This is a genomic window from Wenjunlia vitaminophila DSM 41686, from assembly GCF_000380165.1.
GTDB classification, from domain to species: Bacteria; Actinomycetota; Actinomycetes; order Streptomycetales; family Streptomycetaceae; genus Wenjunlia; species Wenjunlia vitaminophila.
The window spans coordinates 144,580-170,690 of the sequence record NZ_KB904669.1; the positions used below are offsets into that span (position 1 = coordinate 144,580).

At 71.2% G+C, this 26,111-nt stretch carries 21 protein-coding genes; 11 read left to right on the plus strand and 10 right to left on the minus strand.

The genetic code is table 11. The features are described from left to right. The first annotated feature begins 134 nt into the window (after positions 1 to 134). Both A3IG_RS0113910 and A3IG_RS0113915 read left to right on the plus strand, forming a co-directional pair. Complete coding sequence (locus A3IG_RS0113910; RefSeq protein WP_018384181.1) at positions 135 to 1,451, plus strand: MFS transporter; 1,317 nt, start codon at positions 135 to 137, stop codon at positions 1,449 to 1,451. A 103-nt stretch (positions 1,452 to 1,554) separates the two neighbouring features. Beyond that, entirely contained in the window at positions 1,555 to 2,124 is a 570-nt protein-coding gene (locus A3IG_RS0113915) for an LppU/SCO3897 family protein (protein ID WP_018384182.1), read from the plus strand. A 261-nt stretch (positions 2,125 to 2,385) separates the two neighbouring features. On the opposite strand, the gene A3IG_RS0113920 is transcribed toward A3IG_RS0113915, so the two are convergent. Next, complete coding sequence (locus tag A3IG_RS0113920) at positions 2,386 to 3,900, minus strand: CCA tRNA nucleotidyltransferase (RefSeq protein ID WP_040911431.1); 1,515 nt, start codon at positions 3,898 to 3,900, stop codon at positions 2,386 to 2,388. A 202-nt stretch (positions 3,901 to 4,102) separates the two neighbouring features. Here A3IG_RS0113920 and A3IG_RS29720 point away from each other — a divergent pair, with 202 nt between their 5' ends. From A3IG_RS29720 to A3IG_RS0113965, 8 genes are all read left to right on the plus strand, one after another. After that, positions 4,103 to 6,616 carry a DUF6049 family protein gene (locus tag A3IG_RS29720; protein ID WP_157862336.1) on the plus strand — a complete coding sequence of 838 codons (2,514 nt, stop codon included), beginning with the start codon at positions 4,103 to 4,105 and terminating at the stop codon, positions 6,614 to 6,616. A 43-nt stretch (positions 6,617 to 6,659) separates the two neighbouring features. Further along, positions 6,660 to 9,485 (plus strand): murein biosynthesis integral membrane protein MurJ, encoded by a 2,826-nt coding sequence (murJ, locus tag A3IG_RS29725; RefSeq protein ID WP_018384186.1) that lies wholly within the window; start codon positions 6,660 to 6,662, stop codon positions 9,483 to 9,485. Between the two features lie 183 nt (positions 9,486 to 9,668). Continuing rightward, entirely contained in the window at positions 9,669 to 11,459 is a 1,791-nt protein-coding gene (locus A3IG_RS0113940; RefSeq protein ID WP_018384187.1) for a protein kinase family protein, read from the plus strand. 54 nt (positions 11,460 to 11,513) lie between these two features. Beyond that, the gene (gene sigM / locus A3IG_RS0113945) at positions 11,514 to 12,191 is read left to right on the plus strand and encodes an RNA polymerase sigma factor SigM (protein WP_018384188.1); all 678 of its coding nucleotides are present in this window, start codon (positions 11,514 to 11,516) and stop codon (positions 12,189 to 12,191) included. Then, positions 12,188 to 13,267: an anti-sigma factor family protein gene (locus A3IG_RS0113950; protein WP_018384189.1), complete on the plus strand. Its 1,080-nt coding sequence runs from the start codon at positions 12,188 to 12,190 to the stop codon at positions 13,265 to 13,267. Before sigM ends, A3IG_RS0113950 begins: the two co-directional genes overlap by 4 nt. A 182-nt stretch (positions 13,268 to 13,449) precedes the next feature. Next, on the plus strand, positions 13,450 to 14,451 hold the full coding sequence (gene trxB, locus A3IG_RS0113955; protein WP_026220253.1) for a thioredoxin-disulfide reductase: 1,002 nt from the start codon (positions 13,450 to 13,452) through the stop codon (positions 14,449 to 14,451). 78 nt (positions 14,452 to 14,529) lie between these two features. Further along, on the plus strand, positions 14,530 to 14,856 hold the full coding sequence (trxA, locus tag A3IG_RS0113960) for a thioredoxin (protein ID WP_018384191.1): 327 nt from the start codon (positions 14,530 to 14,532) through the stop codon (positions 14,854 to 14,856). A 116-nt stretch (positions 14,857 to 14,972) separates the two neighbouring features. Then, positions 14,973 to 16,163, plus strand: a complete 1,191-nt coding sequence (locus tag A3IG_RS0113965) for an N-acetylmuramoyl-L-alanine amidase (RefSeq protein WP_018384192.1) — start codon at positions 14,973 to 14,975, stop codon at positions 16,161 to 16,163. A 56-nt stretch (positions 16,164 to 16,219) separates the two neighbouring features. On the opposite strand, the gene A3IG_RS0113970 is transcribed toward A3IG_RS0113965, so the two are convergent. From A3IG_RS0113970 to rpmH, 9 genes are all read right to left on the minus strand, one after another. Then, positions 16,220 to 16,837 (minus strand): GNAT family N-acetyltransferase, encoded by a 618-nt coding sequence (locus tag A3IG_RS0113970; protein WP_026220254.1) that lies wholly within the window; start codon positions 16,835 to 16,837, stop codon positions 16,220 to 16,222. Between the two features lie 467 nt (positions 16,838 to 17,304). After that, positions 17,305 to 18,384 (minus strand): ParB/RepB/Spo0J family partition protein, encoded by a 1,080-nt coding sequence (locus A3IG_RS0113975; RefSeq protein ID WP_078500466.1) that lies wholly within the window; start codon positions 18,382 to 18,384, stop codon positions 17,305 to 17,307. Beyond that, positions 18,381 to 19,448, minus strand: coding sequence for a ParA family protein (locus A3IG_RS0113980; RefSeq protein ID WP_078500468.1), 1,068 nt, complete (start codon positions 19,446 to 19,448; stop codon positions 18,381 to 18,383). Before A3IG_RS0113980 ends, A3IG_RS0113975 begins: the two co-directional genes overlap by 4 nt. Positions 19,449 to 19,674: 226 nt before the next feature. Further along, the gene (gene rsmG / locus A3IG_RS0113985; RefSeq protein WP_018384196.1) at positions 19,675 to 20,409 is read right to left on the minus strand and encodes a 16S rRNA (guanine(527)-N(7))-methyltransferase RsmG; all 735 of its coding nucleotides are present in this window, start codon (positions 20,407 to 20,409) and stop codon (positions 19,675 to 19,677) included. A 149-nt stretch (positions 20,410 to 20,558) separates the two neighbouring features. After that, positions 20,559 to 21,095, minus strand: coding sequence for a Jag family protein (locus tag A3IG_RS0113990; RefSeq protein WP_018384197.1), 537 nt, complete (start codon positions 21,093 to 21,095; stop codon positions 20,559 to 20,561). Positions 21,096 to 21,214: 119 nt separating this feature from the next. Then, positions 21,215 to 22,525, minus strand: a complete 1,311-nt coding sequence (gene yidC, locus A3IG_RS0113995) for a membrane protein insertase YidC (RefSeq protein WP_018384198.1) — start codon at positions 22,523 to 22,525, stop codon at positions 21,215 to 21,217. Positions 22,526 to 22,527: 2 nt separating this feature from the next. After that, entirely contained in the window at positions 22,528 to 22,830 is a 303-nt protein-coding gene (gene yidD, locus A3IG_RS0114000; RefSeq protein ID WP_018384199.1) for a membrane protein insertion efficiency factor YidD, read from the minus strand. Then, the gene (gene rnpA, locus A3IG_RS0114005) at positions 22,827 to 23,225 is read right to left on the minus strand and encodes a ribonuclease P protein component (RefSeq protein WP_018384200.1); all 399 of its coding nucleotides are present in this window, start codon (positions 23,223 to 23,225) and stop codon (positions 22,827 to 22,829) included. The genes yidD and rnpA overlap by 4 nt, the downstream gene beginning before the upstream one ends. A 22-nt stretch (positions 23,226 to 23,247) precedes the next feature. Then, the gene (gene rpmH / locus A3IG_RS0114010; protein ID WP_018384201.1) at positions 23,248 to 23,385 is read right to left on the minus strand and encodes a 50S ribosomal protein L34; all 138 of its coding nucleotides are present in this window, start codon (positions 23,383 to 23,385) and stop codon (positions 23,248 to 23,250) included. A 412-nt stretch (positions 23,386 to 23,797) separates the two neighbouring features. Here rpmH and dnaA point away from each other — a divergent pair, with 412 nt between their 5' ends. Next, positions 23,798 to 25,630 (plus strand): chromosomal replication initiator protein DnaA, encoded by a 1,833-nt coding sequence (gene dnaA / locus A3IG_RS0114015; RefSeq protein ID WP_051087495.1) that lies wholly within the window; start codon positions 23,798 to 23,800, stop codon positions 25,628 to 25,630. Positions 25,631 to 26,111 lie beyond the last annotated feature (481 nt).

Here is a 26,111-nt window from a genome sequence, read left to right on the forward strand (position 1 = left end):
CGCCCACGGCGCCGGGGCGGCGTGCGTACCCGCCCCGGCACGGTGCGCCCGGCCCGGTGACCGGCGCCCCCTCGCCGCCGGGCGGGACCGGGAGCCATCGGGGGACGTCGTCCTTTCCGTGCGACCCTGGCCCCGTGTCCTTTCTGCGCGATCTCGGCGAGCTGCTCCGGCTGCGGGACTTCCGGCAGCTCTTCGCGGTGCGGCTGCTCGCGCAGCTCTCCGACGGGGTGTACCAGGTGGCGCTCGCCGCGCACGTGGTGTTCTCCCCCGAGAAGCAGACCTCCCCCGCCGCCATCGCCTCCACCATGGCGGTGCTCCTGCTGCCCTACTCGCTGCTCGGCCCGTTCACCGGGGTGCTGCTCGACCGCTGGCGGCGACGTCAGGCGCTGCTGTTCGGCAACCTGCTGCGGGCCGGCCTCGCCGCGGTGACCGCGGTCCTCATCCTCGCCCGGGTACCCGACTGGCTCTTCTACACCTCGGCCCTGTCGGTCACCGCGGTCAACCGGTTCGTGCTGGCCGGTCTCTCCGCAGCACTGCCGCGGGTGGTCCCGGCCCGCGACCTGCTCATGGCCAACGCGGTGTCACCGACCGCCGGCACGGTCGCCGCGGCGGCCGGGGGAGGGGTGGCCTTCGGAGTCAGCCTGTTCATAGCACGGGGCGCGGGGGCCGACGCGGTGGTGGTGGTGCTCGCCGCCGGGCTGTACCTGTGCGCGGCACTGGCCGCGCGGCGCATCCCGATCGACCTGCTCGGTCCGGACCGGACGCAGGTCCCGCCCCGACTCACCGCGGCGTTCGCCGACGCCCTGCGCGGTCTCGCCGCGGGGCTGCGCCACCTGGCGTCGCGCCGTCAGGCCGCCCGCACCCTCGCGGCGATGGGTGCCATGCGGTTCGGGTACGGCGCGTTGACCGTGATGGTGCTGATGCTCTGCCGCTACGCGTTCACCCCGGGGGGCGGTTCGTCGGGTGAGGACGACTCCTCGGGCGGCCTGGCGCTGCTGGGGCTCGCCGTGGGGCTCTCCGGAGCGGGGTTCTTCACCGCCGCGCTGGTCACCCCCTGGGCGACCCGCAAGGTCGGGGTCACCGGCTGGATCACCCTGTGCGCGGCGCTCTCCGCGGTCTTCGTGCCGTCCCTGGGGCTGCCCTTCGCGGTGGCCCCGACGCTGGGGGCGGCCTTCGTCCTCGGCGTGGTCACCCAGGGCGCCAAGATCGCCACCGACACGGTGGTGCAGAACACCGTGGACGACTCCTACCGAGGGCGGGTCTTCGCCCTGTACGACGTCCTGTTCAACGTCTCCTTCGTCGCCGCGGCGGCCTTCGCCGCGGCGATGCTCCCCCCGGACGGGAAGTCGTCGGCGCTGCTGCTGGTGGTGTCGGGCCTCTACGCGGCGACCGCCGTGCTGTACGCGCATGCCATGCGCAACAGGCCGTTTGTCCGCGTTCCACGGGGTTAGTGCGGCACTGCGACAGGGCTGTGACGAAAGGGGGTGTGGTGATGTCGGCCCAGCCCTATAACCTGCGCTGTCTGAAAGTCATACCATCGCAGAGGACCACAGCATGACCACCCCCCAGCAGCCCCAGGGCGGCAACCCGTTCGCGCAGCCCCAGGGCGGCGGCTACGGCTACCCACAGGGCGGCAACCCCTACGGCCAGACCCAGCCCCAACCCCAGGGCGGCGGCTACGGCTACCCGCAGACGGGGAACCCCTACGGTCAGCCCCAACCCCAGGGCGGCTTCCCCGGCGGCGCTCCCCAGCCCTCCCCGTACCTGAACCAGGGCGGCGGCTTCCCACCCGGCGGCCCGGCGCCGGCCCCGACCCGTCAGCGTCCGCCGGTGCGCAAGATCCTGGGGTTCATCGTGCCGATCGCGGGGCTGCTGATCGCCATCGGCGGCTACTTCATCGGCAACGACACCGAGGCCAAGTCGGCGGACGTGGGCGACTGCGTCAAGGTGACGGGCAACGAGATCGACGCGAAGCTGAAGATCGTGGACTGCACCTCACCGGACGCCAACTTCAAGGTCATGGACAAGAAGAAGCCCAACGGCTGCGACCAGAACAAGTACGCCGAGTACCAGGAGACCGGACGGGGCGAGGACATCGCGCTCTGCCTCACCCCTGTGGGCTAGTGCCACTAGGGAACCAGCCAACCCAGGTGGTGTGTTTCATGTGAAACACACCACCCATGGGCTTTACCGGGCCCCACCGCCCAGAGCAGTACCGTGGCTGACGCCTGACACCTCAGTCCTTTCCACGTCACCTTCCCCGTTCCCACCAGGTCGGCTCTCCGGGCAGGTCGCAACGGAGTAGGCGGCCCGGTGAGGCCCCGCACGTGTCGTGGTGGCTGGTTTCACGTGAAACCAGCCACCACGGTGTCTGCCATCGCGCCCTCAGGCCCCGCCTTCCCGCTCACCCCACCACTTGCGCAGCTCCTCCACCGCCGCGTCGTGACCCAGCGGCCCCTTCTCCAGGCGGAGTTCCATCAGGTGCTGGTAGGCGCGGCCGACCTCGGGGCCGGGCGGGATCCCCAGGACGGACATGATCTCGTTCCCGTTGAGGTCGGGGCGGATCGCGTCCAGCTCCTCCTGTTCCTTCAGCCGGGCGATCCGCTCCTCCAGGCCGTCGTAGGCACGGGACAGGGCCGCCGCCTTGCGCTTGTTGCGGGTGGTGCAGTCGGAGCGGGTGAGCTTGTGCAGCCGGTCCAGCAGCGGTCCCGCGTCGCGCACGTAACGACGGACCGCGGAGTCGGTCCACTCCCCGGTGCCGTAGCCGTGGAAGCGCAGGTGCAGTTCGACCAGCCGGGAGACGTCCTTGACCAGCTCGTTGGGGTACTTCAGCTTGGTCATCCGGGAACGCGTCATCTTCGCCCCGACCACCTCGTGGTGGTGGAACGAGACCCGGCCGTCCGACTCGAAGCGGCGGGTCCTCGGCTTGCCGATGTCGTGGAGCAACGCCGCGAGCCGCAGCGTCAGGTCGGGGCCGCCGCCGGGCTGGTCGGCCGGTCCCTCCAGGTCCATGGCCTGCTCCAGCACGGTCAGCGAGTGCTGGTAGACGTCCTTGTGCCGGTGGTGCTCGTCCCGCTCCAGGCGCAGCGCCGGCAGCTCGGGCAGCACCCGTTCGGCGAGCCCGGTCTCCACCATCAGGTGCAGCCCCTTGGTCGGGTGGTCGGACAGGACCAGCTTGGACAGCTCGTCCCGCACCCGCTCGGCGGAGACGATCTCGATCCGGTCGGCCATGTCCCGCATCGCGGCCACCACCTCGGGGGCCACCGCGAAGTCGAGCTGGGCGGCGAACCGCGCCGCCCGCATCATCCGCAGCGGGTCGTCGGAGAACGACTGCTGCGGGGTGCTCGGGGTGCGCAGCTCCCGCCGGGCCAGGTCGGCGAGACCCCCGTGCGGGTCGATGAACGTCTTGTCCGGAAGTGCGACCGCCATCGCGTTGACCGTGAAGTCCCGGCGGACCAGGTCCTCCTCGATCGAGTCCCCGTAGGTGACCTCCGGCTTGCGGGAGGTGCGGTCGTACTCCTCGGCCCGGTAGGTGGTGATCTCCAGGTGGAAGCTCTGGGCCCCCGGGCCCGTGCCGGTCAGCGTCTTGCGGCAGCCCACGGTGCCGAACGCGATGCCCACCTCCCAGACCGCGTCCGCCCAGCGGCGCACGATCTTCAGGACCTGCTCGGGGTGGGCGTCCGTGGTGAAGTCCAGGTCGTTGCCGAGGCGACCCAGGAGCGCGTCCCGCACCGAGCCCCCGACCAGGGCCAGGCTGTGGCCGGCCTCCTGGAATCTGCGGGCCAGGTCGTCGGCGACGGGGGAGACGCGCAGCAACTCGCTCACCGCCCGGCGTTGCGCCTGGCTCAGCGCGGAAGGGGACTGCGGCAGGGTACGGCTGTCATGATTGGCGTTCGGCACAACAGAAAAGGGTACGGGCCCACGGCGACCCGAGCTCACCCGTTATCGGTGCTGTCGGCAACGAGGTGCGCGTCCGGGGGAAACACCCGCGCCACCAACCCGGCCATGATCTTGCCGACGACCACGCGCCCCGTCGTACCTCGTTACCATTCCAGGAGCGATTACTAGGGGATCTCCGACGAACACCGAGGGCGGCGAACGCGTGGGCAAGGCGGCACGTCATCGTGGTACGACCCCTGCCTGGGCCCGAGCGCGCCGAGCCGGTGCGCTGCTGGCCGGCGGGCTGCTGTTGGCCGGCGCGCTGACGCCGGCCGCGGTGGCCACCACCCCGGCGAGCCGGACCGCCCCGGCAGGCCAGCACCAGCAGCCGCAGAAGAGACAGAAGCAGAACTCCGACGACCGCACCGTGCGGGTCGCCCTCAACGAGATGTCCCCGGCGGTGCCGACCGAGAACGGCACCGTGACGCTCACCGGCACGGTCACCAACACGGGCAGGTCCACCGTCACCGACGCGCACGTCGGGGTCCGGGTGGGCCTCAACGGGCAGCCGATGGCCAGCCGCAGCCACCTGGCCGAGATCGCCCAGCGCACCGACTTCACCTACGACGACGGCGACGAGATCCCGGACCGGGTCGCCGACCTGCCGTCGCTGTCCCCCGGCGTCAGCCACCCGTTCACCCTCCAGGTGCCGGTCAAGGAGCTGAACCTGCGGGGCAACGGCGTCTACCAGCTCGGTGTCTCCCTCACCGGGGAGACGAAGAAGACCTCGGGCCCCCAGGTGCTGGGCATCGTCCGCACCTTCGTGCCGTGGTACCCCGACCCGAACCAGACCAAGCACACACAGGTCACCATGGTCTGGCCAGTGATCGACCGCCCGCACATGGACGCCCGCACCGACGCGGACACCCGGCGGACCCCCGTGCTCAGGGACGACCGCCTCGCCGCCGACCTGGCCCCGGGAGGGCGCCTGGGACAGTTGGTGAGCGTCGGCAAGGACCTGCCGGTCACCTGGGTCGTCGATCCGGACCTGCTGGCCACCGTGGACACGATGGCCGACGGGTACAAGGTCGCGGCCGACGACGTCTCCATCCAGGACGCCGAGCCGGGCACCGGCTCGGAGGTCGCCGCCCGGTGGCTGAACGAGTTCCGGGCCGCCGTCCGGGGCAAGCAGGTGATCGCCCTGCCGTTCGCCGACCCCGACCTGGCGTCGATCGCCCACCGCGGCAAGAACGTCCCCGAGACGCTGGTGCACCTGGACTCGGCCCAGCAACTGGCCGTGGAGACCACCAGGACCGTCCTCGGGGTGGAACCCCGCACCGACGTGGCCTGGCCGATGGACGGCGCCGCCGACCGCTCCGTGGTGAACGTCGCCCGGGCGACCAAGGCCGACACGGTGATCGTCAACAGCTCCGCCCTGGGCTCCGGCTCCATGGACCGCACCCCCGACTCCCCCCGCCCGCTCGGCGGCGGCGCCACCGCCCTGGTGGCGGACTCCGCGCTGTCCACGGCCTTCGACGGGGACAACGCGGTGGCCGGCGAGTCCACGCTCGCCGTGCAGCAGTTCCTCGCCCAGTCCCTGATGATCACCATGGAGGCGCCGAGCAGCAAGCGCAGCATCCTGGTCGCCCCCCAGCGGTGGCCCACCGCCAGCGCGGCCCAGACGATGGCCAAGGCCCTGGTCGAGGGGCGGGACGGCGGATGGATCACCCCGGTGGACCTGCGCACCCTCGAGCGGGCGGCCCCCGACAAGGGCGCTGACCGCACCCTGCCGCCGGCCTCCGAGTATCCGGGCCGACTGCGCAAACAGGAGCTGAGCACGGCCACGTTCGGCCAGATCCGGGACACCCAGGACTCGCTCCGCGGGTTCCTGCAGATCCTGTCCCGCAAGGACCGGGCGGACACCCCGTTCAGCAACGCCGTGCTGCGGTCCATGTCGAACTCCTGGCGGACCGATGCCGCGGCCGGCAGGGCCTACCGCGCCTCCCTCCAGGAACACCTGTCGGGGCTCAGGAACGCGGTCCGCATCCGGGACAAGTCCGATGTGACCCTCTCCGGAAGCAGCGGCACCCTCCAGGTCACCGTGGAGAACAACCTCAACCAGAAGGTCGAGAACCTGGTCCTGGAACTGCGCTCCACCCAGAAGCAGCGCTTCACGGTGGGCCAGGCCCAGAAGGTGACGATCGACGGGCGGCACCGCAAGTCGTTCGAGTTCCCCACCTCCGCGCACGCCAACGGGCGCGCGACCGTGGTGGCCCAGCTCCTCACCGAGGACGGGGTGCCCTACGGCGAGCCGGTGACGTTCCAGGTCAACGTCACCTCGGTGACCGGAACCGTACTCATCGTCATCGCCTGCGGTGTGCTGCTGCTCATACTCGCCGGGGCGCGGATGTACCGGCAGCGCAAAAGGGCGGCGCTCCAGGACGGCACGGGGGCCGACCACGACGGTGCCGCCGAGGACGCCGAGGACGCCGTCCCCCACGAGGAGGCCGAGGACGACGCCGTCCGCGGCGCCGTGGACGGGGGCGACCGCGGGCCGTTCGACGACGGTGGGGAGTCGACGGGCGACGTCCCGCACGGCGCCGGCTGGCCGGAACCTGCCGGCACCCCCGGCTGGGAGCCGGGGGCGGCGCGGGAGCGACGGTCGGGTGACCCCGGCCCGGACACTGCGGACGGTGACCCGGTACCGGACGCCGCGGATGAGAAAGTAGAGCGGTAGGTGGGGTCGTGCCTCGTGCCCGGCCGGACAAGAGGGGTGCCGCATGAACGCGCCGTACGACGGTGAGCGCGACCGGGAGGCCGAGGAGGGCCAGGTCCCGCCCCCGTCGTCCCACCGGGGCGCACCCCGGGACCCCCGGCAGGGGTACGCCGACCCGGGCTACGGCTACCCGCAGGACCCCTACCAGCAGCAGGGCCACTACCCCCACGCCGGCCAGGACGACCAGGGCTACCCGTCGCCCGGCTACCAGGCCGACGGCTACGCCGGGTCGGGCTACGGCGACCAGCAGTACCCGAACCAGGGCCACCCCGACGGCGGCTACCAGGGGGACCCGTACCAGGGCGGTGGGTACCAGGACGGTGGCTATCAGGACGGTGGGTACCAGGGCCAGGCCGACCCCGGCTACCAGGCCCAGGGCTACCCATCGTCGGGCTACGGCGACCAGCAGTACCCGAACCAGGGCCACCCCGACGGCGGCTACCCGGCCCAGGGCGCCGGGCAGGCCCAGCACGGCGCGGACCCGTACGCACAGGACCCGTACGCGGCCGGCTCCGCACACGGCGGATACGACCCGTACGCCCAGGACCCCCACCAGGGCTACCCGCAGGGGGGCGACCCCCGGCTCGGCTACGCCCAGTCGTCCGGCGGCTGGCAGGACCCGTACCAGGGCTACTACCAGCAGGGGTACGCCCAGGACCCGCACCTGACCGACACCTACATCGGTGACACCCTGTACGGTCAGATCCCGCCCGTACCGGACCCGCTGTCCAGCGCCCTGTACGACCGTTCGGCGCAGTCGCAGTCCCGCCGGTCCGGCTCCCGGCGGCGCGACCCGCAGGCCGACCCCAGGTACGCGGACGGCTGGGCGGGAGCACCCGGGTACGGCCAGCCGCAACAGGGCGGCTACCCGGACCAGGCGCCGTACCAGCAGCCAGGCCAGGTCGGTCACCCCCAGCAGTACCAGGGGCACCCACAGCCCGACCCGCGCCTGTACGCCCCGACCCCGGAGCCCGAGCCCTCCGGCGCGGTGGACCGGCGGCTGCCCCACGGCGACCAGGACGCCGCCGGCTACGTCGGCGTCGACGAGTTCCTCAGCGGCCCCGACGACCGGGAACGGGACGCCTACGCGCACCTCTTCCGCGACGAGCGGGTGCCGCCGGGCCGGCCGCCCGGCGGCACCCGGGCCGCGCCCCGCCGGCAGGCACCGCCACCACCGCCGCCGGCCGCCGGCGGCAAGTCCGGCGGGGTACTGAAGTCCAGTGCCCTGATGGCCGCGGGCACGATGGTGTCCCGGGTCACCGGCTTCCTACGGACCCTGGTGATCGCCGCCGCGATCGGCCTGGCCTCCCTCGGTGACATCTACCAGGTGGCCAACGTGCTGCCGACCATGGTGTACATCCTCACCATCGGCGGCGGCCTGAACTCCGTGTTCGTGCCCCAGCTCGTCCGCGCCATGCGCAACGACGAGGACGGCGGCCTCGCCTACGCCAACCGACTACTCACCCTGGTGATGGTCATCCTGGGCGCCATCGTGGCCGTCACCGTGCTCGCCGCCCCCCTGCTGATCAAGGCCATGTCGGCGGAGATCGCCAACGACGAGGTGAAGCTCGACGTCGCGGTCACCTTCGCCAGGTACTGCCTGCCCACGATCTTCTTCATGGGCGTGCACGTGGTCATGGGCCAGATCCTCAACGCCCGCGGGCGCTTCGGCGCGATGATGTGGACGCCCGTCCTCAACAACATCGTGATGATCTTCACCTTCGGGATGTTCATCTGGGTCTTCGGGTCGTTCTCCAGCACCGAGATGGGCGCCGAGACGATCTCCCCGGAGGGGGTGCGGCTGCTCGGCATCGGCACCCTGCTGGGCCTGGCCGTGCAGGCCCTGGCGATGCTGCCCTACCTGCGGGACGCCGGGTTCACCTTCCGGCCGCGGTTCGACTGGCGCGGACACGGCCTGGGCCACGCCGCGAAGCTGGCCAAGTGGACGTTCCTGTTCGTGCTGGCCAACCAGGTCGGACTGATCGTGGTCACCCAGCTCGCCACCGTCGCCGGCTCCACCGCGGAACGCGAGGGCAACCCCGGAACCGGCATCACCGCGTACCAGAACGCCCAGCTCATCTGGCAGATGCCCCAGGCGATCATCACCGTGTCGGTGATGGCCGCGGTGTTGCCCAGGATCTCCCGGGCCGCCGCCGACGGCGACCGGCAGGCCGTCCGCGACGACATCTCCTACGGGCTGCGCACCTCCGCGGTGGCGATCGTCCCGGCGGCGTTCTCCTTCCTCGCCCTCGGCGTGCCGATGTCCACGCTGATGTACTCCAGCGCCGGGGACGCCGGAGCCCGGTCGATCGGCTACATCCTGATGGCGTTCGGCCTCGGCCTGATCCCGTTCTCCGTCCAGTACGTGGTGCTCCGCGGTTTCTACGCCTACGAGGACACCAGGACCCCGTTCTTCAACACGGTGATCGTCGCCGCGTCCATGGCGGCCCTGTCCGGGCTGTGCTACCTCGTGCTGCCCTCGCGCTGGGTGGTGACCGGCATGGCCGCCTCCTACGGCATCGCCTACGTCATCGGCGTGCGGGTGGCCGTCGTCCGGCTGCGCGACCGGCTCGGCGGCGACATGGACGGGCCACACATCGTCCGCACCTACGCCCGGCTGATCGGCGCCTGCCTGCCCTCGGCGGCCTGCGCCGGCGGCGTGGCGTACCTCGTGCTCGGAGCGCTCGGCAACGGGGTCCTGGGATCGACGGCGGCGCTGCTGGCTGGAGGGACGGTCCTGCTCGTCCTCTTCTTCATGATCGGAAAGCGGATGCGCATCGAGGAGATGACCGCGTTGGTGGGCATGGTCCGAAGCAAACTCGGACGCTAGATCCGCACCGCGGCCCCCTGGGTGACCAGCGGATTTACCAAAAGTTCCAGCCAATTTGCGAGCTGGGGGCAACCCTGGGGGCCGCTCGCGAGTCGTGCACACTGGCCGGCAGTGGGCACAATTGCCCTCGGACGCCTTTTGTTATCGGTGGACGCGCCAACGATTGGGGAGGCAGGAGCGACGGTGGCGGATCGGAGCACGGCTGCCGTCGACATGGCCGACGGCAGTGGAGCAACGCTCAACGGGGCAGCGGACACGGACCACACCCCCGAGGCCAACGTCGACGGGTCGGAGCAGAGCGGAAGAGAACCCCACACGGACCCCGAAGCGGCACCCCGCGCGGACGGTGACGGCAGCCCCCCGCAGGAGCCGCCGGAACCGCCGGGCGACGACGGGGAGCCAGAACAGGACCCCACCACCCGTCCGGCACCCGAACTGCACAGCGGGCACAAGCTGGCCGACCGCTACCGCCTCGAGGAGTGCCTGACCCGCTCCGAGGACTTCAGTAGCTGGCGGGCCGTGGACGAGATGCTGCGCCGCGCCGTCGGGGTGCACGTCCTGCCGTCCTGGCACGACCGGGCCAAGCGGGTGCTCGCCGCGGCCCGCTCCGCGGCCCTCGTCGCCGACCCCCGGTTCGTCCAGGTCCTCGACGCGGTCGAGGACGACGAGCTGTGCTACGTGGTCCACGAGTGGCTGCCCGACGCCGTGGAACTCACCACCCTGCTCGCCGAGGGGCCGCTCCCGCCCCACCAGGCCGACCGGATGGTGCGGCAGCTCTCCGACGCGATGGCCACCGCGCACCGCGAGGGCCTCGCCCACCTGATGCTCACCCCGCACACGGTGCTGTGCACCGAGGACGGACAGTTCCACGTCCGTGGCCTGGCGGTCGCGGCGGCCCTGCACGGACGCGAGTCCGACCAGCCCGCCGCGGAGGACACCCGCGCCATCGGCGCCCTGCTGTACGCCGCCCTCACCCACCGCTGGCCCTCCCCGCAGGACGCCTACGGGCTCTCCGGCCTCCCCGACGACCTCGGCCTGGTCCCGCCCGACCAGGTCCGCGCCGGCGTGCACCGCGGCCTCGCCGAGCTCGCCATGCGGGCCCTGGTCAACGACGGAGCCACCGCCGCCAGCCAGGAGCCGCCCTACGTCACCCCCGCCGAACTGGCCAGGGCAGCGGCGGCCACGCCCAAGATCCGGCCCCCGGAGCCGGAGTTCCCGGACTACGAGCAGGGCGGCTACCGTGCCACGGCCTACCGCAAGGGCGGCTACCGCCAGCCCCCGTCCCGCACGCCCGTCGCCGCGCCACCGCAGCCCGTTCCGCCGCCACCGCCACCGCCCGCCCTGCCCGGCCGGGCCGGCAAGGCCCTGAAGTGGATCGTCGCCCTGTTGCTGACCGTCGCGCTGGGCCTGGGGAGCTGGCAGATCACCGAGGCCCTGTTCAACGGCGGCGGAGGCGACCGGGGCGACGACGCCGCCCCGTCCCCGTCCACCAGCGGCCAGTCGGTCACCGCCAAACCCGTGCCCCTGGACGTCGAGGGCGCCGAGGCGTACAGCGCCGAGGACGGCCCGGACAACGCCGAGGACGTCCACCTCACCCACGACGGGGACCCCGGGAGCTACTGGCGCACCAAGTACTACCTGGACGGACCCGAAGTCAAGCTCGTCAAGGGCCTGGGCGTCGTCTACGACCTCGGCGAGGAGCGGAAACTGAGCACCGCCTCGGTGCGGCTCCTCTACGGGGGCGACCACACCACCGTGCACCTGTACGCGGCCGACTCGCCCAGCCAGCTCCTGTCCGGGATGAAGAAGATCGGCACCAAGACGACCGACGGGAGTTCGGTAGAGTTCAGCGCGGCCAAGCCGGTCAGCACCCGCTACGTGCTGGTGTGGATGACGGCCCTGCCGTACCGGGCGCCGGACAACAACTACCGGCAGGGGATAACCGAGGTGTCGTTCACCGGGCTCAAGCAGTGAGGCCGCGGGTGGGTCACCACGGCTCGGGTCCGGGACCAACGGGGAGGGCGTGTCGTGGAAGGACCGGCGAGGTCGCCGAGCGACCATGACCTCCTGGCCCGGCACGTGGCGGGCGACCCGGACGCCTTCGGGGAGATCGTCCGCCGGCACCGCGACCGGCTGTGGGCGGTGGCCCTGCGCACCCTGGGCGACCGGGAGGAGGCCGCGGACGCCGTGCAGGACGCCTTCGTCTCCGCGTTCCGCGCCGCGCACACCTTCCGCGGCCAGTCCGCGGTGACCACCTGGCTGCACCGCATCACCGTCAACGCCTGCCTGGACCGGCTGCGCCGGGCCGAGAACCGCAGGACCGCGGCGCTTCCGGACACCCTGTCCCTGGAAGACCTGTTGGAGCCGCACGAGTCCGCGGAGGCACCGGCAGAGCGCGGCGAGCTCCACGCCGAGCTGGTCAGGGCGATGTTCACCCTTCCGGTGGAGCAGCGGGCCGCCCTGGTCCTGGTGGACATGCAGGGGCACTCGGTGGCGGAGGCCGCGGACATCCTGGGCATCCCCACCGGCACGGTCAAGAGCCGCTGCGCCAGGGGGCGCGCCCGGCTGCTGCCGCTCATCTCCCACCTGCGGGCGGGACCCGGGGGTAGCGGGGGCGACCATGGGGGAAGGAACCGGACGAGCAAGGCATCCGTCACACAGACGGCAGCATCAGAGCCGGACCAGGGCGGAGGTCGGACACAGTGAACATCGATCCGCACTCCGTCGTCGATCACGGGGAGCACCCCGAGGTCGAGGAGATCTCGGCACTCACCGAGGGCGTCCTCCCGGACCACGCGGCCCAGCGGCTCCGTGACCACCTGGCGGACTGCCCGCTCTGTGCCGACGTGCACGACTCCCTGGACGAGATCCGCAGCCTGCTGGGCCGTCTCCCGGGGCCGCCCCGGATGCCCGCGGACGTGGCGGGGCGGATCGACGCCGCCCTGGCCGCCGAGGCACTGCTGGCGGCGACCGGGTCACCCGCAGCGCCGGAAGCCGCCCAGGGGCCGGGTGAACGGGGCGACGCGGGGCCCCCGCGCGACGCCACCCGGGCTGCCAGCCCCCGGGGCGCCGAGGGGACACCAGGCCACCGAACCGTACCCGAGCAGGCCGGAGCACCGACGACCACCACCGGCACGCCAGGCAGCACTGTGCCCGGCCCGCGGCCGGCCCCCCGGCACCCGGGCGGACCCACCGGGCCGGGCGGGCCCCCCCGGCGGGGTGGCACGGGGCCCGGGCGTTCCCGCCGGGGCCGGTGGCGCGCCGGGCTGCTCGCCGCCGCCTGCACCGTCGCCCTGGTCGGGTTCGGGGTGTTCTTCCTCGACCTGTCGAACGACGCGTCCGACGACATGGACAAGGGGGCCGCCCAGAAGGCGTTCGACGCCACCGCCACCACCTGGGTGTACACGGAAGGCAACATCGACTCCAGGGTGCGGGACCTGCTCGACCCCGACCGAGGGGCCCGGAGCGAGGACCAGAAGGAGGTCCAGGCCCCGGCCGAGAGCGCCCTGCCAGCCAGCCCGCAGAGCGAGAACGGCGCCGACCACGACCTCATCGGCCCGGACCTGCCCGGATGCGTGCTGAGCGCCACCGACCGTCCCGGCGAACGACCGGTCGCCACCGACGAGGGCGAGTACCAGGGCCGTCCGGTGGGTGTCGTGGTGCTGCCCGACCCGGCCTCCGAGGACCGGGTCAACGTGTACGTCGTGGACTCCTCCTGCGCCGGCACGGCGTCCGACGAGCCGGGCGCCGTCCTGCTGCGGCGCGACGTCCCCCGCCCCTGAACCCCTCGGCGGCGCGCTCCGCGCGCCGTGGCCGTCCGCGTGCACACCGCACCGGCCTCCGCGTCCGAGCCCCAGCTCGGGAATGTCCGGCCCTTAGTATCCGTTACGGGGTACAGCTCCCCACGGGAATCCACCGCGAGACCCAGGACCAGCACACCCAGCCGGCAGACAGGGAAGACATCGTGAGCGAAGTCCGTAACGTGATCATCATCGGTTCGGGCCCTGCGGGCTACACGGCGGCGCTCTACACCGCCCGGGCCTCCCTGAAACCGTTGGTCTTCGAGGGCTCGGTCACCTGGGGTGGTGCGTTGATGAACACCACCGAGGTGGAGAACTACCCCGGCTACAGCGACGGCATCATGGGCCCCGAGCTGATGGACCAGATGCGGGCCCAGGCGGAGCGTTTCGGTGCCGAGCTGGTCACCGACGACGTCGAGGCCGTCGAGCTGGAGGGGCCGATCAAGACGGTCACCGACTCCACCGGCCAGGTCCACCGGGCCAAGGCCGTCATCGTGGCCACCGGCTCCCAGCACCGCAAGCTGGGGCTGCCCCGCGAGGACGCGCTGTCCGGGCGAGGCGTCTCCTGGTGCGCCACCTGCGACGGGGCCTTCTTCCGCGAGCACGACATCGCGGTGATCGGCGGCGGCGACACCGCCATGGAGGAAGCGACCTTCCTCTCCCGCTTCGCCAGGTCGGTGACCATCGTCCACCGCCGCGACACCCTGCGCGCGTCGAAGACCATGCAGGACCGTGCCTTCGCCGACGAGAAGATCCGGTTCGTCTGGGACAGCGAGGTGGCCGAACTGCACGGCGAGAACAAGCTCACCGGGCTGACCCTGCGCAACGTCCACACCGGTGAGACCTCAGAACTGGCCGTCACCGGTCTGTTCATCGCCATCGGCCACGACCCGCGCACCGAGCTGGTCAAGGGCCAACTCGACCTGGACGACCAGGGCTACCTGAAGGTGGACTCCCCCTCCACCCGCACCAACGTCCCGGGTGTCTTCGCCGCCGGAGACGTGGTGGACCACACCTACCGCCAGGCCATCACCGCGGCCGGCACCGGTTGTGCCGCGGCCCTGGACGCCGAGCACTTCCTCGCCGCCCTCGCCGACGGTGAGCACAGCAACCACGCCCGCGAGCCCGAGCTGACCACCGCGGAAGCCGGAGCCATCTCCATCTGACCTGGCGGTTCCTTCGCCGTCGGCTCGCCCACCGCAGTCCCGCACGAGCCAACCGCTCACAACAACGAGGAGAATTCCGTGGCCGGAAGCACCAAGGTCGTGACCGACGCCTCTTTCGAGGACGAGGTCCTCAAGAGCGACAAGCCCGTACTCGTCGACTTCTGGGCCGAGTGGTGCGGCCCGTGCAAGCTGGTCTCCCCCGTCCTGGAGGCCATCGCCGCCGAGCACTCGGACGCGATCAGCGTGGTCAAGCTGAACATCGACGAGAACCCGGAGACAGCGAGCAAGTACGGCATCATGTCCATCCCCACGATGAGCGTTTACCGCAACGGCGAGGTCGTGAAGACCATCGTCGGAGCCAAGCCCAAGAACGCGCTCGAGCGTGACCTGGCCGAGTTCATCTGAGTCGCGGCCCCACAGCCCCGGCACACCCCCCACAGAGGCGGTTCGTCCCCCACGGGACGAACCGCCTCTGTGGCGTTTCACGTGAAACAGCGGATCGTCTGCTTACCATCAGGCACGTGACCCAGCAGCCGCCCTCCACAGCGAACTTCCTGTTCAAGCGCGAAGACACCGGCCCCGCCGTGGCCGACATCCGCTCCCGGCTCGTCGCCCTGCGCCTGCTCCCGGACGATCCCCGCGCACAGACCCCCGATGACGCGGTCTTCGACACCGCGATGGAAGACGCGGTCCGCCACTTCCAGCAGGACCGTGCGCTGACCGCGGACGGCGTCGTCGGCCCCGAGACGTTCCGTCATCTGGAGGAGGCACGCTGGCGGTTGGGTGACCGCCTTCTGGCCCACAGCGTCAGCCACCCCATGGTGGGGGACGACATCGCCCGACTCCAGCAGCGCCTCCTGGACATGGGCTTCGTCCCAGGACGGGTGGACGGCATCTACGGGCCGGACACCGCCCAGGCGGTACGCGAGTTCCAACGCAACACCGGCCTGCGGCCCGACGGCACCTGCGGCCCCGCCACGTTCACCGTGCTGGCCCGCCTCACCAGGACCGTGGTCGGCGGACACCCGCACGTGATGCGGGAGAGTGAGGAGCTGCGCCGTTCGGGGCCGTCACTCGCCGGCAAGGTCCTCGTGCTGGACCCCGGCCACGGCGGTGACGACCCGGGTGCCACCTGCCACGGGCTCCGCGAGGCCGACGTGATGTGGGACTTGGTCAACCGCCTCGAGGGACGGCTGACCGCCCTGGGGGTACGCACGTACCTGACGCGGAGCCAGCACACCGGCGGCACCGAAGCCGACCGGGCCCGCTTCGCCAACGCCACCGAGGCCGACCTGGCCGTCTCCCTGCACACCGACAGCCACCCCAACCCGCGGGCACACGGCGTCTCCGCCTACTACTACGGCTACGACCGGCACGGCCGCTGGTCCCACACCGGCCGCAGCTTCGCCGGTTTCGCCCGGCGGGAGATCGTCGCCCGCTGCGGATTCGGCGACAACCGCAGCCATGGGAAGACCTGGACGCTCCTGCGCACCACCCGCATGCCCACGGTCCGACTCGACCTGGGCTACCTCAGCAACCCGGACGACGCCGCCCGGTTGGCCAGCGCCGAGGCCCAGACCCTGATCGTGGAATCCATCGCGGTGGCCCTGCAACGGCTCTACCTCCCCCCGGAGGACGACGCCCCCACCGGGGTGCTCAACCTGCCGCTGCGCCTGACCGCACCGCCCACCATGGACGAGGCAACCTCATGACCCGGCCGGCACGGTGCCCGACCACCGGTGTTCCACGTGAAACATGCGGCAGCACCTCACACCGGGCGGAACACCGGCTCCTTCTGCACGGCACCGAGCAGGCGCTCCAGCGCCACCTCGACGTCCTCCTTCCAGGAGATCGTCGTCCGCAGCTCCAGCCGTAGCCGCGGGAACCGCGGATGCGGACGCACGGTCTTGAACCCCACGGCCAACAGGTGGTCCGCGGGCAACACACAGGCGGGCTCGTCCCAACGGGTGTCACCGAACGCCTCGATCGCCCGGAACCCCCGGCGCACCAGGTCCTTGGCGACCGTCTGCACCATCACCCGGCCGAGCCCCTGCCCGAGAAAACCGGGGAGGACCCGCGCGGTCATCAACTGCACCGCGTCCGGGGACACAGGACTGGTCGGAAACGCCGTGGAACGCGGCACATAGGCCGGGGGAGCGTAGAGCACGAAACCCGCGGGCACCTCGTCCACATAGACCACACGGCCGCAGGAACCCCACTCCAACAGCACCGCGGAGATCCACGCCTCCTTCTCCAACTCCGGAGCCCCCGCCTGGACCGCGGCCTCGCCACTGACCGGGTCCAACTCCCAGAAGACGCACCGACGGCAACGCTTGGGCAGGTCGGTGAGGTTGTCCAACGTCAGCGGCACCAAACGACGCCCCATGGACTACGCCCCCGGCTCACTGCTGCCAACGACAGGCAGTCCAGGAGCCCCGTGCCCGGCGGCACCCCGGCCCCCGTCGCGGGCCCGCGTCCCCTGGTCGGGCGACGCCCCGCGGTCCCTCCAGGAGGCGCCGTGGTTCCAGGAGTCAGCCGCATCCGCCGCGGCGAGCGCTTCACGTCGTTGGTGGACCAGGCTTCCCAGGAACCCGCCGACCGCCCCCAGACCCAATCCCGTGGCCACAAGGGCACCTCGCGGCCAGTGCCCGGCTCGCTGGCTGAGTGATCGCATGGCCTTCCTCCAGGTGGACCCGCCATCCTGAGCGCATCGTATCCACGGCTCCGCCAGACGGCACTTTCGTTCCCCGGCACCCCAGCCGGCACCGAACCGGCCACCAAGCGGGAAAGGCGGGCGCTGTTTCACGTGAAACAACGCCGCCCCCGCACCCGTTTCGCCGGGCCCGGCGTCCCTCAGACGGACCCGTCGGCCGTCCCGCCCGCACCCTCCCCGGACAGGTTCCCCTTCAGCACGTCGGACTCACCCGGCGCCATGGTCCCGAGGATTCGCTCAAGGTCCTCCACCGAGGCGAACTCAACCACGATCTTGCCCTTCCGCTGCCCCAGGTCCACCTTCACCCGGGTCTCGAAGCGATCCGACAGCCGTGCCCCCAGGTCGGCCAGTGCGGGGGACAGCCGCTTACCGGCCCGGGGCCCCCGGGGGCGGCGACGTCGTTGCTCGCTGCCCTCCATCAGGTCCACGATCTCCTCCGCGGAACGGACCGAGAGCCCCTCCGCGACGATCCGGCGGGCCAGCTCGTCCTGCTCCCTGGGGTCACTGATCTTCAGCAGCACCCGGGCGTGACCCGCCGACAGCACCCCGCTGGCCACCCGCCGCTGCACCTGCGGAGAGAGCCGCAACAGCCGCAGCGTGTTGGTGACATGCGGACGCGACCGCCCGATCCGATCGGCCAACTCGTCGTGCGTGCAGGAGAAGTCCTTCAGCAACTGGTCGTAGGCGGCGGCCTCCTCCAACGGATTGAGCTGCACCCGGTGCAGGTTCTCCAGGAGGGCGTCCAGCAGGAGCTTCTCGTCGTCGGTGGCCCGGACGATCGCGGGAATCCGGTCCAACCCCGCTTCCCGACTCGCTCGCCACCGGCGCTCGCCCATGACCAGTTCATAGCTCTCCGGCCCGGTGCGCCGCACCACCACCGGCTGGAGCAACCCCACTTCCCGGATGGAGTGAACCAGCTCCAGCAGGGCGTCCTCGTCGAACACCTCACGCGGCTGACGGGGATTGCGGGAGATCGCGTCGAGGGGGATCTCGGCGAAGTGCGCGCCCGCCACCGACTGGACCCCTGTTTCACGTGAAACATCCCGCACCGCCGGAGAATCCGGAAGCGCCGCGACGCCCGCCACCGCGGCGCCCCGCTCGGGAGCGAGCACACCGCCCGGTGCCGCGCCCCCCTGGCCGGCCACCGTGGCGGCGCCATCCGTCGCCGCGGGGATCAGCGCTCCCAGACCGCGCCCCAGGCCCCTGCGTCGTTCGCTCACTGCATCCCCTTCGAAGTGGTGCCGCCGTACTGGTAGGTGCTCCCCTGCCGCCCGCCGTGGGAGACGTGCGGGCCCCCGCGCTGTGCGATCTCCCGCGCCGCCTCGAAGTAGGAGAGGGCGCCGGTGGAACCGGGATCGTAGGTGAGCACCGTCTGCCCGTAGCTGGGAGCCTCCGACACCCGCACCGAACGCGGGATGGCGGTCCGCAGCACCTCCTCACCGAAGTGGCTGCGCACCTCCTGCGCCACCTGGGCGGCGAGCCTGGTCCTGGCGTCGTACATGGTGAGCAGGATGGTGGAGACGTGGAGCTGCGGGTTCAGGTGCCCCCGCACCAACTCCACGTTCCGCAGGAGCTGCCCCAGCCCCTCAAGCGCGTAGTACTCGCACTGGATCGGGATCAACACCTCCACCCCGGCCACCAGGGCATTGACGGTCAGCAACCCCAGCGACGGCGGACAGTCGATCAGGATGTAGTCCAGCGGCTGGTCATAGGACTGGATGGCCCTCTGCAACCGGCTCTCCCTGGCCACCAGAGAGACCAACTCGATCTCCGCACCAGCGAGGTCGATGGTGGCCGGGGCGCAGAACAGCCCCTCCACATCGCGCACGGGCTGCACCACGTCGGCCAGTGGTTTGCTCTCCACCAGCACGTCATAGATGGACGGCACCTCGGCATGGTGGTCGATGCCCAGCGCCGTGGAGGCGTTGCCCTGGGGGTCGAGGTCAATCACCAACACCCGGGCGCCGTGCATCGCCAGGGACGCGGCGAGGTTCACGGTGGTCGTGGTCTTGCCGACCCCACCCTTCTGGTTGGCCACCACGATGACACGGGTCTGCTCGGGCCGGGGCAGTCCCTCACCGGCACGCCCCAGTGCCTCCACGGCGAGCTGTGCCGCCCTGGCGATGGGGGTGTCATCCATCAGTGAGGTGCTCTCCCCCGGCTCACTCCGGGGAGCGGGGACCGGCTCGGCCACCGGACCCGCCAGATTAGCTTCGGACCGCAAGGGTTCACTCTCCGGTGCGCTCTCGAGGACTTCGGGCTCACGACACACAGAGCCTGCCATGCCCGTGGCACCAGAAACCACAGCGGTTCGTGGTTCGGGGGAGGAAACCTCTCCTTCGACGCTGGAATGTGCTTTTTTCTCGGAGTTGACGGCACGTGCGGTCGCGGCGCGACCACGGCTGAGGATTCCCGGCAGCAGCGAGCGACGTTTCACGTGAAACACGATGCCCACAGCGTGGTCCGTTTTGCCAAGCGACACTCCGTTTTGCCTGCTTGGCCCCCGGGGCTCAGCGGCGTCGGCGCCCACCACCACCACGCGCCGCACGACTGGCCCGTACCGCCTTGGCCCTGCGGGCACCGGCGCGCACACCTCCCGGGCTCTCCCCCACCAACACCCGGATCACCGTCGCCGGGGTCTCGGAGACCTCGGCACCGACCCGCACCACGGACCACTCCACCGCGCCCAGCTTGTGCAGCACGTCCCGGGCCGACGTCAGCTCCTCCTGCGCCGTCTCCCCCTTCAACGCCAGCATCTCCCCACGGGGACGCAGCAGGGGAAGCCCCCACCCGGCGAGCCTCTCCAACGGCGCCACCGCCCGTGCGGTCACCACGTCCACCGGAGGCAGCTTGCCGGCCACCTCCTCGGCCCGTCCCCGCACCACGGTCACGTTGTCCAGGCCCAGCTCCTCCACGGTCTCCTGGAGGAAGATCGTCCGACGCAGCAGCGGTTCGAGGAGGGTGATCCGCAGGTCCGGCCGGGTCAGTGCCAAGGGGATACCGGGAAGCCCGGCACCCGAACCGACGTCGCACACGGACACGCCCTCGGGCACCACCTCGCCGAGCACCGCGCAGTTGATCAGGTGGCGCTCCCACAACCGGGGAACCTCCCGCGGACCGATCAGCCCACGCCCCACCCCGATGTCCGCGAGGAGCTCCGCGTACCGCACGGCCTGGCTGAAGTGTTCGCCGAACACCGTGTGCGCCTCGTCCGGCGCCGCCGGTACCCTCGCTGCCTCGACCACGGAACCGCCCTTCCCTTCGGCCCTCCCGACCCCCGCCAGGGGACGGGAGAGGTTCCTGTTTCCCGGTGAACACCAGGCTGGCACACGACAAGGCCCCGCCTGTCCCATCAACAGGCGGGGCCGACTCGTCACTTCCGCACCCGGCCGCGTCAGACCGGGAGGACGACCACCCGGCGCTGCGGCTCCTCGCCCTCGGACTCACTGCGCAGCCCGGCGGCGGCAACCGCGTCGTGCACGACCTTACGTTCGAACGGCGTCATCGGGCGGAGCTTCACCGGCTCCCCGCTGCCCTTGACCTCCTCGGCCGCCTTGGCGCCGATCTCGGCCAGCTCCTCGCGCTTGCGCGCCCGGAACCCGGCGACGTCCAGCATCAGCCGGCTGCGGTCGCCGGTCTCCCGGTGCACCGCCAGTCGGGTGAGCTCCTGGAGGGCCTCCAGGACCTCCCCGTCCCGGCCGACGAGCTTGCGCAGGTCACGGCCCGAGGTGGCGTCGTCAGGAACGACGATCGACACCGAGGCACGGTCGCCCTCGACGTCCATGTCGATGTCGCCGTCGAGGTCAGCGATGTCCAGCAGGCCCTCGAGATAGTCGGCCGCGATCTCCCCTTCCTGCTCGAGCTTGGTCAGGCCGTCGCCGTCGGCGGGGTCGGAGACCTTGCCCTCGGTAGCGGGGGTGGTGTCCGTCACGGATGGACTCCTTCTGGATCTTGCGGTGCGGGGTGGTGGGGGTCGGCCTTGGACGTCACAGCGGAGACGTCGGTCGGCGGCCGACGGGGGCGGGTCCGCCCCCGTCGGCCGCCCGAGGACTACTTCTTGCCCGGACGGGAGCCGGTCGGCTGACGGGGCTTGCCGCCCTTGCCCTGCCGTCCGCCCTTGCCGCCCTTGCGCTGCTGGCCTCCCTGCGACCGGTTGGACTGGGCCGACGACGAGGACGAACCCTGGCGGGGCCGGTCCTGCGGCGACTTGTCCTTGGTCCGGCCGGCGTCCTGGCTGTCCCCGGTGGCCGACGACCGACCGGAGGACGTCTTCTCGGTGTCCGGCGCCCCACCGGACTCTCCCTTGCCCGGTGCGGCCTTCCCGGAGCCCCCGGCGTCGGACGGCCCCTCGGCGTCCTGCGGCGACTCCGACCCGCCCGGCTGCTGCCGTGTCGCGGTGCCTCCGGTCTGGCGCTTGGCCTTGGTCTGTCGCTTCGGCTGCTGGCGCCGGACCGTGGCGGTCTCCGCGGCCGCGGCCGGGGCGGTGGCCTTCTCCAGCGGGACGACCTTGCCGGTCTTCGGGTCCAGGCCCTTGCCCTTGGCCTTCAGCCGCTCCTGGCGGGCCTCGAACGCCTTGCTGCCCGGGGTCGGGTTCCGCCGGATGACGATGAGCTGCTGGCACATGGTCCAGAAGTTGGTGGTCAGCCAGTAGACGAGCACACCCACCGGGAAGTTGATGCCGAAGACCGCGAACACGATCGGGAAGACGTACATCAGCATCTTCTGCTGCTGCATGAACGGCGTCTTCACCGTCAGGTTGACGTTCTTGGTCATGAGCTGCCGCTGCGTGGTGAACTGCGACAGCGACATCAGCACGATCATGATGACCGTGACCACGCGCACGTCGGTGAGCGTGGCGGTGAACTGGTCGAGCTTCTCCTGGCTGTCCATGAACTTCGCCGCGATCGGGGCCCCGAAGATCTTGGCCTCACGGGCGCTGTCCACCAGGTGTGCCTTGTCCCCGCGGATCACACCGACCTCGTGGCCGTTGGCGATGCGGGTCAGCACGTGGTACAGGGCGAAGAAGAACGGGGACTGCACCAGGATCGGCAGGCACGAGGAGAACGGGTTGGTGCCCGTCTCCTTGTACAGCTTCATCATCTCTTCGGACTGGCGCTGCCGGTCGTTCTTGTAGCGCTCCTGGATCGCCTTCATCCTCGGCTGGAGCGCCTGCATGTTCCGGGTCGCCTTGATCTGCTTCACGAAGAGCGGGATCAGGCAGATCCGGATCACGATCACCAGCGAAACGATGGACAGGCCCCACGCCCACCCGCTGTCCTTGTCGAAGACGTGGCTGTACAGCGAATGGAACTGGACGATGATCCATGACACTGCGTCATAGAGCGGGTTCAACAGACCCACGGTCAGGCTCCTTGGGCATCGGGCGCGGGCGTGGGCGCCGGGCTGTTGTCGGCTCCACCGGTGGTGGCGCGCCGGAAGATCGGTGGCCGCTTGCGCGGCGGCACGTGGTCGACTCCTCCGGCCGACCAGGGGTTACAACGCAGGATCCGCCAGACGGTCAGCGCCGTCCCCTTCACCGCGCCATGCAGGTCGATCGCCTGGTACCCGTAGTGGGAGCACGAGGGGTAGTACTTGCACACGGGCCCGAGCAGCGGGCTGATGGTCCACTGGTACAACTTGATCAGCCCGAGCAGCGGGTACTTCATCTCGCCCCTCCTGCCTTGGCCGGCAAGAGCCGTCGAAGCGCGGCGTCCAGGTCCCGGGCGAGTTCCCCGTGGTCCGCGGTGCCCGCGCCGGGGAGCGCCCGTACGACTATCAGGCTACCGGGCGGCAGCAGAGCGAGCCGTTCCCGCACCAGGTGCCGCAGCCTCCGCTTCACCAGGTTGCGCTGCACGGCGGGGCCCACCGCCTTACCGACGACGAAACCCGCACGCGCACTCGGGGGCGTTCCCCCTGTGGCGTGCGGGTCCCTGGTGTCCCTGACGGGTGGGTGGCCGCCGCTCAGATGCACGACCAGGTGCGGACGGCCAGCCCGACGCCCGCGGCGCACCGCGGTGGCGAAGTCCTGGCGCCGCCGCAGCCGGTTCTCAGTGGGCAGCACGGCATAACCTGGCCTGATGCGATCAGGCGGACAGGCGCCCGCGGCCCTTGCTGCGGCGGGACGCGATGATCGCGCGGCCGGCACGGGTGCGCATGCGCAGCCGGAAGCCGTGGGTCTTCGCGCGGCGGCGGTTGTTCGGCTGGAAGGTGCGCTTGCTCACTCGAGGGCTCCAGGAAGAATCGTGACTGCGGGGCGTCGCCTGGCTGTCACCGTGCGCCCACGAGATGGCTCGCGATACGCCTCAGTGGTGCACCGCTTCCCGATCACCGAAGCGCTTGTGATCTTGGCCCCTCGGAGGCATGCGGCAGCAGCCATCGACAACTCGACCTGGTCACGGTACGCGCGACTACGCCATCCGGTCAAACCGCGGAGCCCGGCACCAGGGCCCCGCACCGCCCGTTCTGGGCGCGTGGCACATTTATGCACAGCCTGTGGACAACAACTTGAAGCACACAGGCCCGCTGATTACCGTTGCTGGACTTCACCGGCTCCGGCCCGCTGGGTCAACGCCGGGGTGCCCACCCGACGGGGGCCGGTGCGAATCCCACCCCCAAAGCGAGAGAGCGTGCACTGTGGCTGACGTAACCGCGGATCTTGCCGCAGGGTGGGCCAGGGTCGTGGACCGACTGAGCGCCGACGACGGGGTGGGGGCCAAGGACCGGCACTGGCTCAGGACCAGCCAGGCACTCGCCCTGGTCTCCGACACCGCGCTGCTCGCGGTGCCCAACGAGTTCGCCAAGACCGTTCTCGAGGGCCGCCTGCTCAAGCAGATCACCGAGGGGCTGAGCGACGAGTTCGGCCGGCCGATCCGGATCGCGGTCACCGTCGACCCGGCCGCGGGCGCCACCGCCCAGCAGAACACCGCGCCCGTGCCCGCCCCGCCGCCGTCACCGTCGGGGCGCCGGCCGGGCCCGCTCGACGGACCGGCTCCGACAGGTGCCCGTTTCCCCGGCAGGCCCCGCCCCACGGAGTCCGACGAGTACGCCCAGCGGGGCCACCGTTCCGACTACGACCGGTCCGACGCCCAGGACGGACCGGTGTTGCGCCGGCGCGCCGGATACCCACAGTCCCCCAGCCACACGACGGATTCCAGCCATTCCGAACGGGACAGTTGGCAGCAGCCACGGCTCGGCTACCCCGACGACTCCTACCCGGGGGGCGACTACCCGGGGGGCGACTACGACCCGGGGGACCGCTGGTCCGGGTCCCCCGGCCGCCGCACACAGCAGTCGCTCGAGCCCTCGGGGCCGCCGGTCCAGCGCGGTGAGCACCACCGGCTGCCCGAGGGCAGGGGGGAGGCCCGGGGCGAGGACCCCGGCGGGAGCCCCCCACAGCACCGGTCCCGGAGCGGATCGAGCCACGGCCCGGTGGAACCGGCCGCGCGGCTCAATCCCAAATACCTGTTCGACACCTTTGTGATCGGCGCCAGTAATCGCTTCGCCCACGCCGCGGCGGTTGCCGTCGCCGAGGCACCAGCAAAGGCGTACAACCCGCTGTTCATCTATGGCGAATCCGGATTGGGGAAAACCCATCTGCTCCACGCCATCGGGCACTACGCGCGCAGCCTCTACGAGGGCACCAGGGTGCGCTACGTCAGCTCGGAGGAGTTCACCAACGAGTTCATCAACTCCATCCGCGACGGCAAGGCGGACGGCTTCCGCAAGCGCTACCGCGACATGGACATCCTGCTGGTGGACGACATCCAGTTCCTGGAGACGAAGGAGCAGACCCAGGAGGAGTTCTTCCACACCTTCAACACCCTGCACAACGCCAACAAGCAGATCGTCATCTCCTCCGACCGCCCGCCCAAGCAGTTGGTCACCCTGGAGGACCGGCTCCGCAACCGGTTCGAGTGGGGTCTGATCACCGACGTCCAGCCGCCCGAGCTGGAGACCCGGATCGCCATCCTGCGCAAGAAGGCGATCCAGGAGCAGCTCAACGCGCCCCCCGAGGTGCTGGAGTTCATCGCCAGCCGGATCTCCCGCAACATCCGGGAACTCGAGGGCGCCCTGATCCGGGTCACCGCCTTCGCCAGCCTCAACCGCCAGCCGGTGGACCTCCAGCTCACCGAAACGGTGCTGAAGGACCTGATGCCGGGTGGCGACGACACCGGCCCGGAGATCACCGCGGCGACCATCATGGCGTCCACCGCCTCCTACTTCGGGCTGACCGTGGACGACCTGTGCGGCCCCTCCAGGAGCCGGGTCATCGTTACCGCCCGGCAGATCGCGATGTACCTGTGCCGCGAACTCACCGACCTGTCGCTGCCCAAGATCGGGGCACAGTTCGGCAGCCGTGACCACACCACCGTGATGCACGCCGACCGCAAGATCCGCACCCTGATGGCCGAACGGCGCTCGATCTACAACCAGGTCACCGAGCTCACCAACCGGATCAAGAGCTAACGCCCCGCGGCACCTCCCACGGCCCCGGCCCGCGCCCAGCCCGCCGCCCGCCGCCCCCTGGTGTGGTCACGCCCGGCCCTTGGCCCGGCCACTCCTGCTCCTTGCCCCGGCCGCCCGCGTCCCCACGCCCGTCCGGGGGCCGCGGCGGGCGGGGGAGCTGGCCTGCCCGGGACGGCCTGTCCCGTCGCCCGGGGGCAGGCCGTCCGGCCCGCGGGCTCCGGCAGGTCCCCGTGCGCTGTCAGAGGGGCGGTCCATGATGTCTCCCACCGACGGGTGTTCCTCCGCGTCCGTGCCGGCCGTGCCGGCCGTGGGGAGCCGCGTTCGGGGCTGATCCGGCGTCGGGGCCCGTTCGAACACCCGGTGGCGAGCGGCAGACTGTCCACAGAATCAGCCATGGTTCCCCGTCCACAGCCTGGGGATGCTGTGGTTATCCCCGTCTCCCTCCACAGGAGCTTGTCCGGTGGCCCGTCGTCGCAGCTCG